Genomic DNA, 15,666 nt, shown 5'->3' on the forward strand with positions numbered 1-15,666 from the left:
GCTATTCAAACCTCGATTTATAACAGGCTAAAACATCCGCCTAACACTATTTAGCATAACCTGCTTTTTCGAGGTCGCCAGGATAAGCAGACGAATCTGATAGATATCAACCTCCTTGCCCTGCCGCTGAAATTGCGCGACGATCTCATTATCGACATGAGGAATTCCATGAACGCTTTCAGTCCTGCGCAGTTTCGCGCACAGTTTCCGGCGCTGGCCGATGCCGGTATTTACCTTGATAGCGCTGCCACGGCCCTGAAGCCTCAGGCGGTCATTGAAGCAACGCAGCAATTCTACAGCCTGAGTGCTGGCAACGTACATCGCAGTCAGTTTGCCGAAGCGCAGCGCCTGACCGCGCGCTACGAAGCCGCACGCGATCAGGTTGCACGCCTGATCAATGCCGAAAGCGGGAAAAATATCGTCTGGACGCGCGGCACGACTGAAGCCATCAATATGGTGGCTCAATGCTATGCGCGCCCGCTGCTGCAGCCAGGAGACGAGATTATCGTCAGCGAAGCGGAGCACCACGCTAACCTCGTACCGTGGCTGATGGTGGCCGAGCAAACGGGTACTCGCGTGGTAAAGCTCCCGTTGGGTGCAGACTTCCTGCCCGACGTGGCCCGTCTCCCTGAGCTGATTACCCCCCGCAGCCGCATTCTGGCGCTGGGGCAGATGTCGAACGTTACCGGTGGCTGCCCGGATCTGGCTCGCGCCATTGAAATTGCCCATGCCAGCGGCGTGGTGGTCATGGTCGACGGTGCTCAGGGCGTGGTCCATTTCCCCGCTGATGTGCAGGCGCTGGATATCGACTTCTACGCCTTCTCAGGCCACAAGCTCTACGGGCCAACCGGGATTGGCGCACTGTACGGTAAACCGGAACTGCTGGCAAAAATGACGCCGTGGCTCGGTGGCGGCAAAATGATTACCGAAGTATCGTTCGATGGCTTCAAAACGCAGGAGCTGCCTTACCGTCTGGAAGCAGGCACGCCAAACGTGGCCGGAGTCATAGGACTGAGTGCCGCACTTGAATGGCTGGCGGAAACGGACGTGGTTCAGGCGGAAAGCTGGAGCCGGGGGCTGGCAACACTGGCCGAGGAAGAACTGAAAAAGCGTCCGGGTTTCCGCTCGTTTCGCGTTCAGGATTCCAGCCTGCTCGCCTTTGATTTTGCAGGTGTGCATCACAGCGATATGGTGACGCTGCTGGCCGGGTATGGCATTGCCCTGCGTGCCGGACAGCACTGCGCCCAGCCGCTGCTGGCGGCGCTCGGTGTAAACGGAACCCTGCGCGCCTCGTTTGCGCCGTATAATACCCAAAGCGATGTCGACGCGCTGGTTAGCGCCGTTGACCGCGCCCTTGAAATACTGGTGGATTAATGACTAGCGCTGCTTTAGCCGGACATCCGTTTGGCACGGTCATCACAGAAGAGACCTTAAAACAGACTTTCGCCCCGCTCCAGCAGTGGGAAGATAAATATCGTCAGCTGATCCTGCTGGGTAAACAGCTCCCTGCCCTTTCAGACGATCTCAAAGCGCAGGCGAAAGAGATCGCAGGCTGTGAAAACCGCGTCTGGCTGGGCGTGAGCGCCTCGGGAGAGAAGCTGCACTTCTTTGGCGACAGCGAAGGGCGTATCGTCCGGGGTTTGCTGGCGGTATTGTTAACCGCCATAGAGGGGAAAAGCGCGGCGGAATTGCTAACGCATTCGCCGCTGGCGCTGTTCGACGAACTGGGGCTTCGCGCCCAGCTTAGCGCCTCGCGCGGTCAGGGTCTTATCGCGCTCAGCGACGCGGTACTGGACGCAGCCCGTCAGGCTCAGGCCTGACGTTCCGCCTTCGCCATCATCTTCTTCAGGGCATGAGAGACCGCCACAAAACCAAAGGAGGCGGTCACCATGGTGGCCGCACCAAAGCCGGAGGCGCAATCCATTCGTTTTGGCCCTTCCGCCGTACTCTTCATCGCACAGACAGACCCATCTGCCTGGGGATAAACCAGCGCTTCAGTTGAGAACACACAGTCAACACCCAGCTTGCCTTTGCTGTTCTTCACCACGTTGAAGTCGCTTTTCAGGCGTTCGCGAAGCTTGGCGGCCAGCGGATCCTGGATTGTTTTCGCCAGATCGGCCACCTGGATCTGCGTCGGATCGATTTGACCGCCCGCCCCGCCCGTCGTGACCAGCGGCACCTTGTAGCGACGGCAGTATGCGATCAGCGCCGCTTTTGGCCGCACGCTGTCGATGGCGTCAATCACATAGCTGTAGCCTTTGCTCATGTACTCCGCGACGTTATCTGCCGTTACAAAATCGTCGATCACCGTCACGCGGCACTCGGGGTTGATGAGACGAATACGCTCCGCCATCACCTCAGACTTCGCCAGGCCGACGCTATCACGCAGGGCATGAATTTGACGGTTGGTGTTGGTCACGCAAACGTCATCCATGTCAATCAGCGTGATTGCGCCAATACCGGTTCGCGCCAGCGCTTCCGCCGCCCACGACCCTACACCACCAATGCCCACGACGCAGACATGCGCATCCGCAAACAGCTGGAGGGCTTTTTCACCATATAAACGTGCCGTACCGCCAAAACGCTGGCGCCAGGCGTCGCTGATTACCACAGACATAAAACCTCAGATGTAAAAAGGGTGAGGTTTTCCTCACCCTGAACAGTAATCCGTATTGCGCTCAGAATACCACAATCAGCCGCTGAATACGTTTCCGGCACCCGGAGCCGCCTTCAGCACCCATACGCGTCCGTAGTGGTTATACCAGCCCGCACGATGGCCTGCGTCAGGGCCAATACCCTGATAGATGTCGAAGTGCTGGCCTTTGATTGCGCCGCCGACGTCCAGCGCCACCATCAGGCGTAACTCATACTTGCCGTTAAATTTGCCGTTGTTGTCCAGCAGAGGAACCTCAGCAAGCAGCGTGGTGCCCGCAGGAATAATCGACCGATCCGAGGCGACCGATGCGCGACCAATCAACGGTACCGCACTCGCCCCTTTCACCGGCGCGAAGTTTTGCGGTTTAAAGAAGACGAACGACGGATTCTGCTCCAGCAGCTCACGCACTTCGGCTTCGCTGTGTTTTTCGCCCCACTCGCGGATCGCCTGCATCGACATATCTTCTTTCTTTACTTCGCCACGGTCGATCAGCACCTTACCGATGCTGCGATAGGCATGACCGTTTTTACCGGAATAGCTGAAGAAGTTAAGCGGCGAACCATCACCAAAATCAATGTAGCCACTGCCCTGCACGTCCATGATGAAGTTATCCATCAGAGAGTTGCTGTAGGCCAGAACGTAGTTTTCGCTCAGCGCACCGGCGTAGATCTCGGCGCGAGACGGCAGGCGACCGCGTTTTGGCGGCATACGGTAGATAGGATACTGGAATTCGCCCTGACGCGTGTGTCGCGCCTGAATCACGGGCGTGTAGTAGCCAGTGAACTGGACGTTGCCGTAGTTATCCGCCCCTTCCATCTGCCAGGCATCAATACCAAACTGGCGCATGTTGCGCGTATCGCCGCCTGCACGCAGCCAGTCCTGTACCGCGCTATATACGTTGTTCTGTGAGCTATACAGACGTGGTGACGCGTTGCGGATCTGGTAAACCTGCTCGGAGAAATCGCCAGCGTTAATTGGCGCGCCAACGGCATCAGGCTGATTAACTAAAGAGAAAGGCTGGGAAAGTTTCCCGTCTTTATACTGTTGACCGCGATCGGTCGGTTTGGAAGAGCAGGCTGCAAGAATCGCTACCATTGCGCCCGCCATCAGATACTTCGCCCAACGTCCTTTCATTATATCTCGTCTTTAAGTTGCCCATTTCCGCGTGATGAAGATAACAAACCGACAAAGCGAATGAAATGCGATCGCATGCCCTTTGGCAAATTCTGAGCAAAAAATAGTCCAAATATCGCAATGCCGTTCACTTTACATACAAAGTTAATGATTTATGTGAAAAAGGGGTTGCATCACAAACCTATCCGAGTATAGTGCGCTTCCACGGACGCGGGGTGGAGCAGCCTGGTAGCTCGTCGGGCTCATAACCCGAAGGTCGTCGGTTCAAATCCGGCCCCCGCAACCAATTAAAATTTGATGAAGTATCTTCTACGACAGTAGAAATTTTTGCGAAGTAGTTCGAATCACAGCAAGGCGACGACGCAGTGAATCCTTAGGAACTTACTCAAGTAAGTGACTGAGGTGAACGAGGAAAGTCAACGCAGATGTGGTTTGAAATACGAAGCAAAAAGACGGACGCGGGGTGGAGCAGCCTGGTAGCTCGTCGGGCTCATAACCCGAAGGTCGTCGGTTCAAATCCGGCCCCCGCAACCAATCAAATTTGAAGAAGTAAGTTTCTACAAGAGTAGAAAGACGGACGCGGGGTGGAGCAGCCTGGTAGCTCGTCGGGCTCATAACCCGAAGGTCGTCGGTTCAAATCCGGCCCCCGCAACCAACACTTCTAAAAACAATAAACACCCTTAAGGGTGTTTTTTTGTATCTGCCGTTTGTGAATTTGCCGGGCGTTTTACCCGGCTGAAAGATCTATCCGCGTCGCGCCAGCGTCGCCCCGTCTGAGAAGTACGCCCGTATCCCTGCCAGAATCGACTCCGCAACCTCCTGCTGGAATTTAGCGGTCTTGAGCTTACGCTCCTCTTCGACATTACTGATAAACGCGGTTTCAACCAGAATGGAGGGGATATCCGGCGCCTTCAGTACCGCAAACCCGGCCTGTTCAACGCTGTTTTTATGCAGCTTGTTGATGTTACCCAGCTTGCCCAGTACCGCTTTTCCAAACTTCAGACTGTCGTTAATGGTCAGCGACTGCACCATATCGAACATGGTATGGTCGACGTAGCGGTCGCCGCTTTTGCTTACGCCACCGATCAAGTCCGAGGCGTTCTGGGTATCTGCAAGGTATCTTGCTGCGGTACTGGTCGCGCCTTTGGTTGAGAGCGCAAACACCGACGAGCCGCTTGGCTGGCGGCTGGTAAAAGCATCCGCATGGATTGATACGAAAAGATCGGCGCGCTGCTTCTGCGCTTTCGCCACGCGAACTTTCAGCGGGATAAAGACATCCTCATTGCGCGTCATGTAGGCGCGCATATTGCCCTCTTTATCAATTAACGCCTTCAGACGACGGGCAATCTGCAGCACAACGTCTTTTTCACGCGTATGATATTTCCCCACCGCACCGGAGTCTTCGCCACCGTGGCCGGGATCAAGCATGATCACAATGGGACGATCGCGCCCTGCTTTCCCCGGCTGCGGGCCGCTTTGCGCAGGCGGTACCTGACGCTGAAGATCGCCTTTGTTGTAATCCTCAAGCAGGGCGAGAAGCGGATCCTGAATATCCGTCGCATTGGCCGGGTAGAGATCCATCACCAGACGCTCTTTAAACGTCGCGACAGGTGCCAGGGCAAACAGCTGTGGCTTAACGTTCTGCTTCAGCTCAAACACCATGCGCACGGTTTGCGGATCAAACTGCCCGACGCGCGCCGATTTAATAAACGGATCGTCGCCGCGGATCTGCGCCGCCATCCCTTTCAGCACGGAGTTGAGGTTCACACCTTCGAGATCCACCACCACACGTTCAGGATTGCTGAGAGCAAATTGCTTATATTTCAGCACGCGGTTGGATTCGACCGTTACGCGCGTATAGGTCGACGACGGCCAGACGCGCACCGCCACCACCTGACTCGTGGCGGCAAGACCGACCTGGCTGACGCTAAGCAACCACATTGCCCCGGCCCCTTTTAACAAACGGCGGCGGCTTATTGCTGAATTGGATCCCGACATGCTTCTCCCGAGCAAGAAAACGAACTGATATACAAAAGGGTCAGATTGACCGAAAACTTTAACGAATGACGCATAAACTGTCATCTATAAAAGGGTAAACAATCATACGTTAACGCACGGATTACTTATTAATTTCTGTAGGTCGCAGAAAATTTGCACTTGCACACGCGCCCACAATCGAATAAAAATACAGAAATTACGAATAAACATTCATTAAGGGTTGTGCCATGGTGAAGGAACGTAGAACCGAACTGGTCCAGGGATTCCGCCATTCTGTTCCCTATATCAACGCCCACCGGGGAAAAACGTTTGTCATCATGCTGGGCGGCGAAGCCATCGAGCATGAAAATTTTTCCAGCATCGTCAATGATATAGGCCTGCTGCATAGCCTTGGGATCCGCCTGGTGGTGGTCTACGGCGCACGCCCGCAGATTGACGCCAACCTGGCTGCTCACCATCACGAGCCGATTTACCACAAACATACCCGCGTCACGGATGCAAAAACCCTTGAGCTGGTGAAACAGGCGGCGGGTCTGCTGCAGCTGGATATTACCGCTCGCCTGTCGATGAGCCTGAACAACACGCCGTTACAGGGCGCGCATATCAACGTCGTGAGCGGCAACTTCATCATCGCTCAGCCGCTCGGCGTGGACGATGGCGTGGATTACTGCCACAGCGGCCGTATTCGTCGTATTGATGAAGAAGCCATTCATCGTCAGCTGGACAGCGGTGCCATCGTGCTGATGGGCCCGGTGGCGGTCTCCGTAACCGGTGAAAGCTTTAACCTGACCTCAGAAGAGATTGCCACGCAGCTGGCGATCAAGCTGAAGGCGGAAAAAATGATTGGGTTTTGCTCCTCCCAGGGGGTCGTAAACGATGAAGGGGTAATCGTGCCGGAACTTTTCCCGAATGAAGCCCAGGCCCGCGTGGAAGCGCTGGAAGCCGAAGGAGATTACCACTCCGGCACCGTGCGTTTCCTGCGCGGCGCCGTGAAGGCCTGCCGCAGCGGCGTGCGCCGTAGCCACCTGATCAGCTATCAGGAAGACGGGGCTCTGCTGCAGGAGCTGTTCTCCCGCGACGGTATTGGTACACAGATTGTGATGGAGAGTGCGGAGCAGATCCGCCGCGCCACCATTAACGACATCGGCGGCATTCTGGAGCTGATCCGCCCGCTGGAACAGCAGGGTATTCTGGTTCGTCGCTCCCGCGAGCAGCTGGAGATGGAGATCGACAAATTCACCATTATCCAGCGCGATAACCTGACCATCGCCTGCGCCGCGCTCTATCCGTTCCCGGAAGAGAAGATTGGTGAAATGGCCTGCGTGGCGGTGCACCCGGACTACCGCAGCTCTTCCCGCGGCGAAATGCTGCTTGAGCGCGTGGCGGCACAGGCGCGTCAGATGGGGCTGAGCAAGCTGTTCGTCCTGACGACGCGCAGCATTCACTGGTTCCAGGAGCGCGGCTTCACGCCGGTGGATATCGATTCCCTGCCGGAAACGAAGAAAGAGATGTACAACTATCAGCGCCGTTCAAAAGTGCTGATGGCTGACCTGGGATAATACACCATTGCCGGGCGGCGCTGCGCTTGCCCGGCTTACAGGTCTTGTATCGTTCAAAGGGATTCAAATATCGCGCTCAGCCCGCTTCTACGTTCCGTACGGGTGGCAATCGCCTGCACCAGCACCCGTTCGTCGGCATAGAGCGACAGGCGCTGACGCGCGCGCGTAATAGCGGTATAGATCAGCTCGCGGGTAATGACCGGTGAAAGCTGTGTGGGCAGGATCAGCGCTGCATGGTTAAACTCAGAGCCCTGAGATTTATGCACCGTCATCGCCCATGCGGTTTCATGCTCGGGCAGACGGCTGGGCTGGAAGGACTTCACGCTACCGTCCGGCATCTGGAACCAGACGCGAAGCCCCTGGCCGCGATCGAGCGCAATCCCGATATCCCCGTTAAACAACCCCAGCGCGCTGTCGTTACGGGAGATCATCACCGGCCGTCCGTCATACCAGCGGGAGTGCGGGGTACGGTTGATTTTACGCTTTTGCGCCAGCAGCTGTTCCAGCCTGTCGTTCAGGCCGCTGACGCCAAAGGGGCCTTCTCTCAGCGCACAGAGCAACTGGTATTCGCCAAACGCGGCAATGACCTGCTCCGGCGGACTTTGCTGCTGTACGCCCTTCAGAAAATGTTGGTACCCAAGCAGGGCGTCATCGAGCATCGCCTGATACTCTTCCCCGGTTTGCAGCGATTTCTTCTCAATATCGGTAAAGGTACCGTCAAATACCGCACAGGTAGCGTGCCGGTCCCCCCGGTTCACCGCCGCCGCAAGCTGACCAATGCCGGAGTCGCTGCCGAAACGGTAGCTCTTTTGCAGCAGACACAGGCTGTCGCGCAGCGCCCCCGCAAGTGAATGTTTTTCCGGCGCGAGCGAACATCCGGTCAGGCGGGCCAGCTCCTCTGCGCGCTCCGCGGTATATCCCAGGCTGGCATAGGTGCAGATATCGCCCAGCACGGCCCCGGCCTCAACGGAGGCAAGCTGATCGCGGTCGCCGAGGAAAATAACCCGCGCGTGCGGCGGCAACGCATCAATCAACCGGGACATCATCGTCAGGTCAATCATCGACGCTTCGTCCACCACCAGCACGTCAAGATGCAAGGGGTTACCCGCATGATAGCGCAGACGCTGGCTGCCCGGCTGAGCGCCCAGCAACCGGTGCAGCGTGCTGGCTTCATTGGGGAAAAGCGCGAGCTGCTCGCCGGTAAGCGGCAGTTGTTGCAGCGCCCCGCCCAACGACTCCGTCAGACGTGCCGCCGCTTTCCCCGTGGGGGCCGCCAGGCGAATACGGCATTTTTGCTCACCCGATAACTGAATCAGCGCGGCAAGCAGCTTTGCCACGGTAGTCGTTTTTCCGGTGCCCGGACCGCCAGAAATCACCGATATCCGCCGCGTTAATGCCACCGCTGCCGCCACTTTCTGCCAGTCTGTCGCGTCGTCAGAGGTAAACAGCGTATCCAGCGTTTGCCGGAGCAGTGCTTCATCGCACGGTAGCGGAGCATTGGTCTCGCTGAAGAAGCGCGCCACCGTCAGCTCATTACGCCACAGCCGGTTCAGATACAAACGCTCTCCCGTCAAAATCATTGGCGTACCGGTATCGGCGCCGCTGACGGCAGGCGAGCGGAGTAATATTTCCTGCCAGTCCACTGCCTCACCCAGCAGCGCGAAACACGCCTGCAAAGCCGGAGGCATTTTCTCATCCACCACCAGACGTGAAAGCGGCAGACAGACATGCCCCTCCCCCGCATCTTTGCTCAGGATCGCGGCGGCAAGCATGACGGCAGGCTCTTCGCCCGCCACCATCATGGCAAACTGCACATCCAGGTGACGCAGTAATCGTTGTTCAACCGCGCCCAGCAGTAGCGCCTGCATCGTCATGCAACCTCCTCCGTGCCTGCGGCAAACAGGTTATCCATTTTTTCAATCAGTTCCGCAGCCGGACGCGTACAAAAGACACCGGAACGCGGATCGTTAGCATCCACTCCGCGCAGGAACAGGTAAATTACGCCGCCAAAATGGTCTTCGTAACGGTAATTGGCCATGCGATGACCCAGGTAACGGTGCAGCGCCAGGGTATAAAGCTGGTATTGCAGATCGTAGCGATGCATTTGCATGGCAGAGGCCATCGCGTCTTGCGTGTAGGCTTCGCTGCTTTCACCCAGCCAGTTCGATTTGTAATCCAGCAGGTAGTAGCGCCCTTCGTGGCGGAAAACCAGGTCAATAAAGCCTTTGAGCATCCCCTGCACCTGGCGGAAGTTCAGCGGCGGGCACCCGGCGGATAACGGATCGTGCTCGCGGATCAACGCATCAAGCGCCTCGGCCCTGAGCGGGCTGGCAATAGGAAGATAAAACTCCATCTCCACCTGTTTATCTTTGGCGGTCAGCTGGCTCAGCGAAATCCCCTGCGCCGTGAGCGGCGCGTGCAGAATAGCGCGGATCCATTCCGTGAGAACCGGCTGCCACTGCGCGTCATAGCCACCGCTCTGCAGCATCTTCAGCACCCACTCATCGGAAACCGGCTGGGTAAAATCCAGCTCCTCAAACAGACTGTGCAAAAACGTGCCCGGCGAGGCGCCGCGTGGGAACTGATGCGGCGTGAGCACGGGCTCAACGGGCACGCTCCCGGTGCCTGCAGCATCGACATCCAGTTTTGGCATCAGATCCTGCGCGATGCTCTGCCCATGCTGCTGAAGGCCGGAGTAGCTGGTAACGCGCCAGTCGTCGGCAATCGTGCGGGCAACCTGTCGGGCTTGCAGCTCGGAGGCCTGCTGCTCAGGCGTCTGCCAGCGGCTGTTGTCGGGCTGGGTCGGAATATGCAGGGCAACATGCTCGGTGCAAAGCGATTCGATGCACTGGCGCAGCCCTGCGGCGTCTTTGGGTTCGCCACGCTGAATAAGCCGCCCCAGCGCGCTCAGATGAAAATCGCTCTCTCCGCTTTTTTCGCCACGACGGCGGAACAGCGGCGCAATGCCCAGACTGCAGTGCCAGACTGATCGGGTCAGCGCCACATAAAGCAGGCGCAGGTCTTCCGCGAGACGCTCGGCTTCGGCCAGCTCAACGCTGGACTCCGCGTTGCTGAGATCGAGCACCGCCTCAAAAGATTCACGATCGTGGTAAAAAGCCTGGTCCTGTACGCGGTAATTGGCGATAAACGGCAGCCAGACCAGCGGATACTCCAGACCTTTCGACTTGTGAATGGTGACGATCTGCACCAGATGTTTATCGCTCTCAAGGCGCATCTGCTGGCTGGACGAATTACTGTTCGGATCGGCAATCTGCTGCGCCAGCCAGCGCACCAGAGCGTGCTCGCTCTCCAGCTGCGTGCCCGCCTCCTGCAGCAGTTCGCTGATGTGCAAAATATCGGTCAGCCGACGCTCGCCGCCCGCTGTCGCGAGCATGTTCTCCGCAATGTGACGCTGTGCCATGAGCTCGCGCACCATCGCCATCACGCCGCGCTTTTGCCATTTTTCACGGTAGCGAACAAACTCTTCTACCACGGCATCCCACGCGGATTCGTCATTGTTGAGTGCATCAATGTCACGCGCATTCAGCCCGAGCATCGCGCTCGCCAGTGCGCTGCGCAACGTGCTTTCCCGCTCCGGGGCCAGCACGGCCTGCAGCAGCCATAGCATCTCCTGGGCTTCCAGCGTTTCAAAGACGCTGTCGCGGTTCGAGAGATAGACAGAAGGAATATTCAGCAACGTCAGGGCATCGCGGATAAGCGCGGCCTCCTGACGGCTGCGAACCAGCACCGTGATATCAGATGCCTTTACCGGGGCAGGTTTATCCCCCTTCCACAGCAGCGCTTCACCGCGCGCGCCAGCGCTGAGCCAGTCCCGAATTTGTGCTGCACAGTGCTGGGCCATGGCGTTTTGATAGTCGGCAACGCCGCAGCCCTCTCCATCCAGCAGCCAGAAGTTCATGGCGGGCTGCGTCTCGCCGTTGAACTCGAAGCGCAACGAGGCATTTTTTGGGGCGAATTTGACCGGCTGAAACGGGATCTCCCGGAACATAAACGCCGTATCCATGCGGCCGAAAAGGGCGTTGACGCTTTCCACCATGCCGGGAGAAGATCGCCAGTTGGTGTCGAGCGTATAGTGCGCGTCGACCTCGCTACGGGCTTTCATGTAGGTGAAAATATCCGCACCGCGGAAAGCATAAATGGCCTGCTTAGGGTCGCCGATTAGCAACAGCGCGGTGCCGGGCTGCTGACGCCAGATACGGCGAAAAATACGGTATTGCTGAGGGTCGGTATCCTGAAATTCGTCAATCATCGCGACCGGGAAGCGGGTGCGAATCGCGGCGGCAAGCGCCTCGCCATTTTCACTGCATAACGCCGCATCAAGGCGGCTCAGCATATCATCAAACCCCAGTTCGCCCCGGCGGCGTTTCTCACGCGCGACGGCTTCGCGAATCTCCGTCATGGCGCGGACGATCATCAGATCGTTAAGCGTCAATGGCTCTGCAAGCAGGGTTTCAATCGCCACAAACAGGGGATGTTCTGGCACAATACCGTCAGCTTTGGTCCGCTCAACCAGGAAACGCTGTGAGAATTTTTCCAGCGCGTCCGGGAGCTGGTAGCCTCGCGTCTCTTCCTGCGCCCAGGCGCTGATCTTCTCGATCCATTTTCCCTGGTTGCTGCGGTTGAACTTCCGTCGGTCGATCCCGGAATTCTCGATGATCGCGTCAATCTCGCCGACTGATTCAATCCATTTTTGCTTGATGTCGGCAATTTTCGCGATGATTTTTTCATGGCGTGAGGCCAGGGTTTCATCCGCCGGGGGAGGAGATTTGATCGCGGGCGCTTCACCCTGAAGATAACGATCGATGGCGCGTAGCAGCGCTTCGGGCCCCTTCCACAACGCATGTACCGCTTCGGCGATATCGCGCTGTAACGGATAGCAGTGGCGACGCCAGAAATCCGCGCAGGCCTGATAGCGAAGCACGGATTCATCTTCAATAAGCTGCTGTTCAAACAGCATGCCGGATTCAAACGCATTCAGGCTCAGCATGCGCTGGCAAAAACCGTGAATGGTGAAGACGGACGCTTCGTCCATCTGCCGTTCAGCGAGAAGCAGCCACTGGGCCGCCTGTTGCTTATCGGCAATCTCTTCCAGAAGGCTCGCGTAGAGAGGGTTATCCGTGTTCTGGCGCAGACAGGCGATACGCAGCTCGTGGATATTGGTACGAATACGGCCGCGCAGTTCAGCGGTGGCGGCCTCGGTGAAGGTGACGACAAGCAGCTCTTCCACGCTCAGAGGACGAGGAAAAGCGGCGTTACCGCCAAGCCCTAACAGCAGGCGCAGATAGAGCGCGGCGATGGTGAAGGTTTTTCCCGTTCCCGCTGAGGCTTCAATCAATCGTTCACCCTGCAGAGGTAAACGTAAGGGATCAAGGGACTCAGCGGTATCGGTCATTCTTTCTTACTCCAGGGCATAGATTGCTGCAGCGCGCTGACGCTCTTCCAGACTTTCCAGCCTTCCGGGTTCACGTAGTCCGTTTTCCCGTTCTGGCTACCGGAAACCTGAGACAGGATGGTGATGCCCTGCGGCTTAATCACTGCCTGATGGAAGAAATCGGCAGCCTTCTGCGGCGTCAGCTGTTTAATCTCGGCCACTACTTTATCACGCGAATCAAATTTCAGATTACCGCGATCGAAATCTTTGCTCAGCTGCGACGCCTCTTCACCCAGCGTCTGCGGCGGCTGCATCACCTGCGCGATAACGGCCTGCTGGATCTGGGCAAACTCATCCGGCTTCATGGCGCGCAGTTTTGCTTCCACCTGCGGGAAGAACGCCTGATAGCGCTGCCAGAGATAGGCCGGTTGCTTGTCGCTGCTTTGCAGCAGGAAGCCCAGCCCCCATTGCCGGCCCACGTTCATCGAAAATGCAAATACCGCATAGCCAAGCTGCTCTTCCGTGCGCAACTGGTTATAGAACCACGGCTGAATAATCTGTCCCAGAACGGCGCTCTGCGCGGAGCTGGAAAATTCATCATAGCCCGTTGGTACGAACACCGCAGCCAGCGCAGAATCCGTGCTGCTACCCGCTTTTTCAAATATCACATTCTGTTTTTTCTCAACCAGCACGTCCTGGTTGCGACACCACTCGTCGCCTTTCGAACCGAGCTGCGTGCGGACATTCTCCGCCAGCGTTTTGGCCTGTTGTTCACTCATGTTGCCGACGATAAGGAACTCGGGACGCGTATTGGTTTTAAGCGCATCACGGTATGCCAGCACGTCTTTTAAGGTGATAGAGGGCAGCAGCGCACGGCGATCTTCACGCTGGAAATAAGGTATTTGCGACAGCATTTGCGCTGGCATAAGCGCCTGATCGTAAGCTTTGCCCTTCTCCGCCGAGTCCATCATCTGCGCATACCAGGATTTGGCCTGCTCAAGCTGTTCTTCCGTCGGCGTGTAGCTAAAGTAGCCTTCCAGCAGAGCCTGGAAAAGCTGAGGCAAACGCTGGGTATAGCCGTTTGCATTGAGCATCAAACCGTTGTTGGCGTTAGTGGAGAAGCTGATCCCGCCCACGGCCGCCTGGTTGCTGAGCTGATCGAGCGCGATACCGGCCAGATAGTCATTGAGCGCGAACATGACCTGGTTTTTGGCGCTATTCATCGCTTTCGGGTTACGCAGAACCACGCTGACATCGGCCTTCGGCTCGCTCGCGAAATAGCGGCTGGGGGTGTACACCACGCGCAGCGTCGGCTCATCAATGATGAGTTCCGGGTGCGGATAATCCTTAGTCGTTTTAATCAGCGAGAAATCATCCGGGATGTAAGGGTTCACCTCCGGCAGCTTCAGCGCAATCTCACCGGCCTTCTTCTGCCAGTCGGCGAAGGTCTGGTCGCTGATTTTGTCCACCTGATAAGGTGCATCAACAAAGTACGCCATCTTGTCGTGCGGTTCGTTCGGGCTGATGTACCAGATGCGGGCATTCTGCGGGGTCATCATCGCCAGCCGCGCTTTTACCGCCTCAGCATCATAACGATCGGCAATATTGACCGCGTCGAGAGTGTGCTCCACCGGCACACGAATCATGGTATCGGCCAGCCACTCTACATAATCCATGTCGCGGGTAATGGACGGGTAGCGGAAATCGAGATCCAGCACGTGCGCGAGTTCATCAAAGTAGCGCTTATCAACGCCTTTTTCGCGCAGCAAAGAGAGGTAGCTGAAGATCGCCGCCACCACTTCATCACGGTTGGCCTGCCCTTTGTCGGTCAGCGTGGCGGAGATCGCCAGCACGCCGCTGTTGCCGTTTACCACGGGATCGGAATCGGCGCGGATCCCTTCCACCAGCCCCTGTTTTTGCAGCCAGTCAGATAAGGTTCCCGGGCTGCGGTTACCAATCAGGTAGGTCACCAGCTCGTCGGTTTTACTGCGAAATTGTGCCGTGTTGTTATCAATGCGGAACTCAACGCGCAACACTTTACGCGGCAGGGCCGGCACGTAATGGATGACGATCCCTTTTTGCGCGTCCGTAACAACCGGAACGTTTATCTTTGGCAGATCGATATTTTTATTCGGCACCCGGCCAAACGTTTGTGCCGCCAGACCGGCAAGCTCCGGCAACGGTTTGTTGCTGTAAATAACCGCCTTCATCAGGTTAGCGGAGTAGTATTTGTCGCGAAACGCATGCAGAGCGTCAATCACCGGGCTACCCGGTTTATCGCTCAGCGTCTCCAGGTTACCGCCCGAGAAACGTGCCCCCGGATGCGCCGGGTTGATGGTCTCGGCGCTGACCTGCGCCATGCGCATGCCGTCTCGGGTACGCGCCATGGTCAGTTCCGCATTGACGGCATTACGCTCGCGGTCGGCGTATTTTTTGTCCAGCAGCGGCGCGGCAATAGCATCCGCAAGACGGTCCACTGCCCCTGCCAGCGCATCATTTTCGACTTCGAGGTAAAAGGCCGTGCGGTACGGCGCCGTACTGGCGTTATGGCTACCGCCGTGCATTTTCAGAAATTCGGACAGGCTATCCGGCTGTGGATATTTTTTAGAGCCCATCAGCGTCATGTGCTCGAGGTAATGCGCGAGACCAGGATGCGCCTCAGGATCTTCAAGCGACCCAACCGGCACCACTAGCGCTGAGAGGGATTTCACCGCCTGCGGATCGGAAACCAACAGCACGGTCATACCGTTATCAAGACGGATAGCCTGATACTGTCGGGTATCTTTTTCGCTCTTACGGATAGTTTCCTGAACGGGTTGCCAACCGGAGTCTGCCTGAGTGACGGGAGCCCAAAGGGCGACAAACAAAACAAACGCTTTGAACAAGGTGCTGCCTGGCATTACGACCTCTTTATCACGGCTATCCCC

At 57.1% G+C, this 15,666-nt stretch carries 9 protein-coding genes and 3 tRNA genes; 6 read left to right on the top strand and 6 right to left on the bottom strand.

Features of this window, described 5'->3' with window-relative positions:
• Positions 1-168 precede the first annotated feature (168 nt).
• Positions 169-1,374, top strand: a complete 1,206-nt coding sequence (gene csdA, locus ACWKXT_RS15490; protein ID WP_454532800.1) for a cysteine desulfurase CsdA — start codon at positions 169-171, stop codon at positions 1,372-1,374.
• Complete coding sequence (gene csdE, locus ACWKXT_RS15495; protein ID WP_454527414.1) at positions 1,374-1,820, top strand: cysteine desulfurase sulfur acceptor subunit CsdE; 447 nt, start codon at positions 1,374-1,376, stop codon at positions 1,818-1,820. The genes csdA and csdE overlap by 1 nt, the downstream gene beginning before the upstream one ends.
• Here the strand turns inward: csdE and tcdA are convergent.
• Complete coding sequence (tcdA, locus tag ACWKXT_RS15500; protein ID WP_008499651.1) at positions 1,811-2,617, bottom strand: tRNA cyclic N6-threonylcarbamoyladenosine(37) synthase TcdA; 807 nt, start codon at positions 2,615-2,617, stop codon at positions 1,811-1,813. The two genes, csdE and tcdA, sit on opposite strands and share 10 nt — an antisense overlap.
• A gap of 75 nt (positions 2,618-2,692) precedes the next feature.
• The gene (mltA, locus tag ACWKXT_RS15505) at positions 2,693-3,790 is read right to left on the bottom strand and encodes a murein transglycosylase A (RefSeq protein ID WP_454532801.1); all 1,098 of its coding nucleotides are present in this window, start codon (positions 3,788-3,790) and stop codon (positions 2,693-2,695) included.
• Positions 3,791-3,999: 209 nt separating this feature from the next.
• Here mltA and ACWKXT_RS15510 point away from each other — a divergent pair.
• From ACWKXT_RS15510 to ACWKXT_RS15520, 3 genes are all read left to right on the top strand, one after another.
• Positions 4,000-4,076 (top strand) — tRNA-Met (locus ACWKXT_RS15510).
• A 171-nt stretch (positions 4,077-4,247) separates the two neighbouring features.
• Positions 4,248-4,324: transfer RNA gene (locus ACWKXT_RS15515), tRNA-Met, on the top strand.
• A gap of 44 nt (positions 4,325-4,368) precedes the next feature.
• A tRNA-Met gene (locus ACWKXT_RS15520) sits at positions 4,369-4,445 on the top strand.
• An 89-nt stretch (positions 4,446-4,534) separates the two neighbouring features.
• On the opposite strand, the gene amiC is transcribed toward ACWKXT_RS15520, so the two are convergent.
• A complete protein-coding gene (gene amiC / locus ACWKXT_RS15525; protein WP_014885071.1) occupies positions 4,535-5,788 on the bottom strand; it encodes an N-acetylmuramoyl-L-alanine amidase AmiC in 1,254 nt (417 codons plus the stop codon).
• Between the two features lie 227 nt (positions 5,789-6,015).
• Between amiC and argA the strand changes: the two genes are divergently transcribed.
• On the top strand, positions 6,016-7,347 hold the full coding sequence (gene argA, locus ACWKXT_RS15530) for an amino-acid N-acetyltransferase (protein WP_014885072.1): 1,332 nt from the start codon (positions 6,016-6,018) through the stop codon (positions 7,345-7,347).
• Positions 7,348-7,400: 53 nt separating this feature from the next.
• Here argA and recD read toward each other — a convergent pair whose 3' ends face one another.
• From recD to ptrA, 3 genes are read right to left on the bottom strand one after another with little or no spacing between them, the layout of a single operon-like run.
• Entirely contained in the window at positions 7,401-9,221 is a 1,821-nt protein-coding gene (gene recD, locus ACWKXT_RS15535; protein WP_454532802.1) for an exodeoxyribonuclease V subunit alpha, read from the bottom strand.
• A complete protein-coding gene (recB, locus tag ACWKXT_RS15540; RefSeq protein ID WP_454527419.1) occupies positions 9,218-12,760 on the bottom strand; it encodes an exodeoxyribonuclease V subunit beta in 3,543 nt (1,180 codons plus the stop codon). Before recB ends, recD begins: the two co-directional genes overlap by 4 nt.
• Entirely contained in the window at positions 12,757-15,639 is a 2,883-nt protein-coding gene (gene ptrA / locus ACWKXT_RS15545; RefSeq protein WP_454532803.1) for a pitrilysin, read from the bottom strand. Before ptrA ends, recB begins: the two co-directional genes overlap by 4 nt.
• Positions 15,640-15,666 lie beyond the last annotated feature (27 nt).

It is taken from the genome of Enterobacter sp. UPMP701, assembly GCF_053709515.1.

Excerpts from the sequence above, each read along its gene's own strand:
- argA (WP_014885072.1), top strand. The coding sequence starts at position 6,016 with ATGGTGAAGGAACGTAGAACCGAACTGGTCCAGGGATTCCGCCATTCT.
- csdE (WP_454527414.1), top strand. The coding sequence starts at position 1,374 with ATGACTAGCGCTGCTTTAGCCGGACATCCGTTTGGCACGGTCATCACA.
- ptrA (WP_454532803.1), bottom strand. The coding sequence starts at position 15,639 with ATGCCAGGCAGCACCTTGTTCAAAGCGTTTGTTTTGTTTGTCGCCCTT.
- recD (WP_454532802.1), bottom strand. The coding sequence starts at position 9,221 with ATGACGATGCAGGCGCTACTGCTGGGCGCGGTTGAACAACGATTACTG.
- csdA (WP_454532800.1), top strand. The coding sequence starts at position 169 with ATGAACGCTTTCAGTCCTGCGCAGTTTCGCGCACAGTTTCCGGCGCTG.
- mltA (WP_454532801.1), bottom strand. The coding sequence starts at position 3,790 with ATGAAAGGACGTTGGGCGAAGTATCTGATGGCGGGCGCAATGGTAGCG.
- tcdA (WP_008499651.1), bottom strand. The coding sequence starts at position 2,617 with ATGTCTGTGGTAATCAGCGACGCCTGGCGCCAGCGTTTTGGCGGTACG.
- amiC (WP_014885071.1), bottom strand. The coding sequence starts at position 5,788 with ATGTCGGGATCCAATTCAGCAATAAGCCGCCGCCGTTTGTTAAAAGGG.
- recB (WP_454527419.1), bottom strand. The coding sequence starts at position 12,760 with ATGACCGATACCGCTGAGTCCCTTGATCCCTTACGTTTACCTCTGCAG.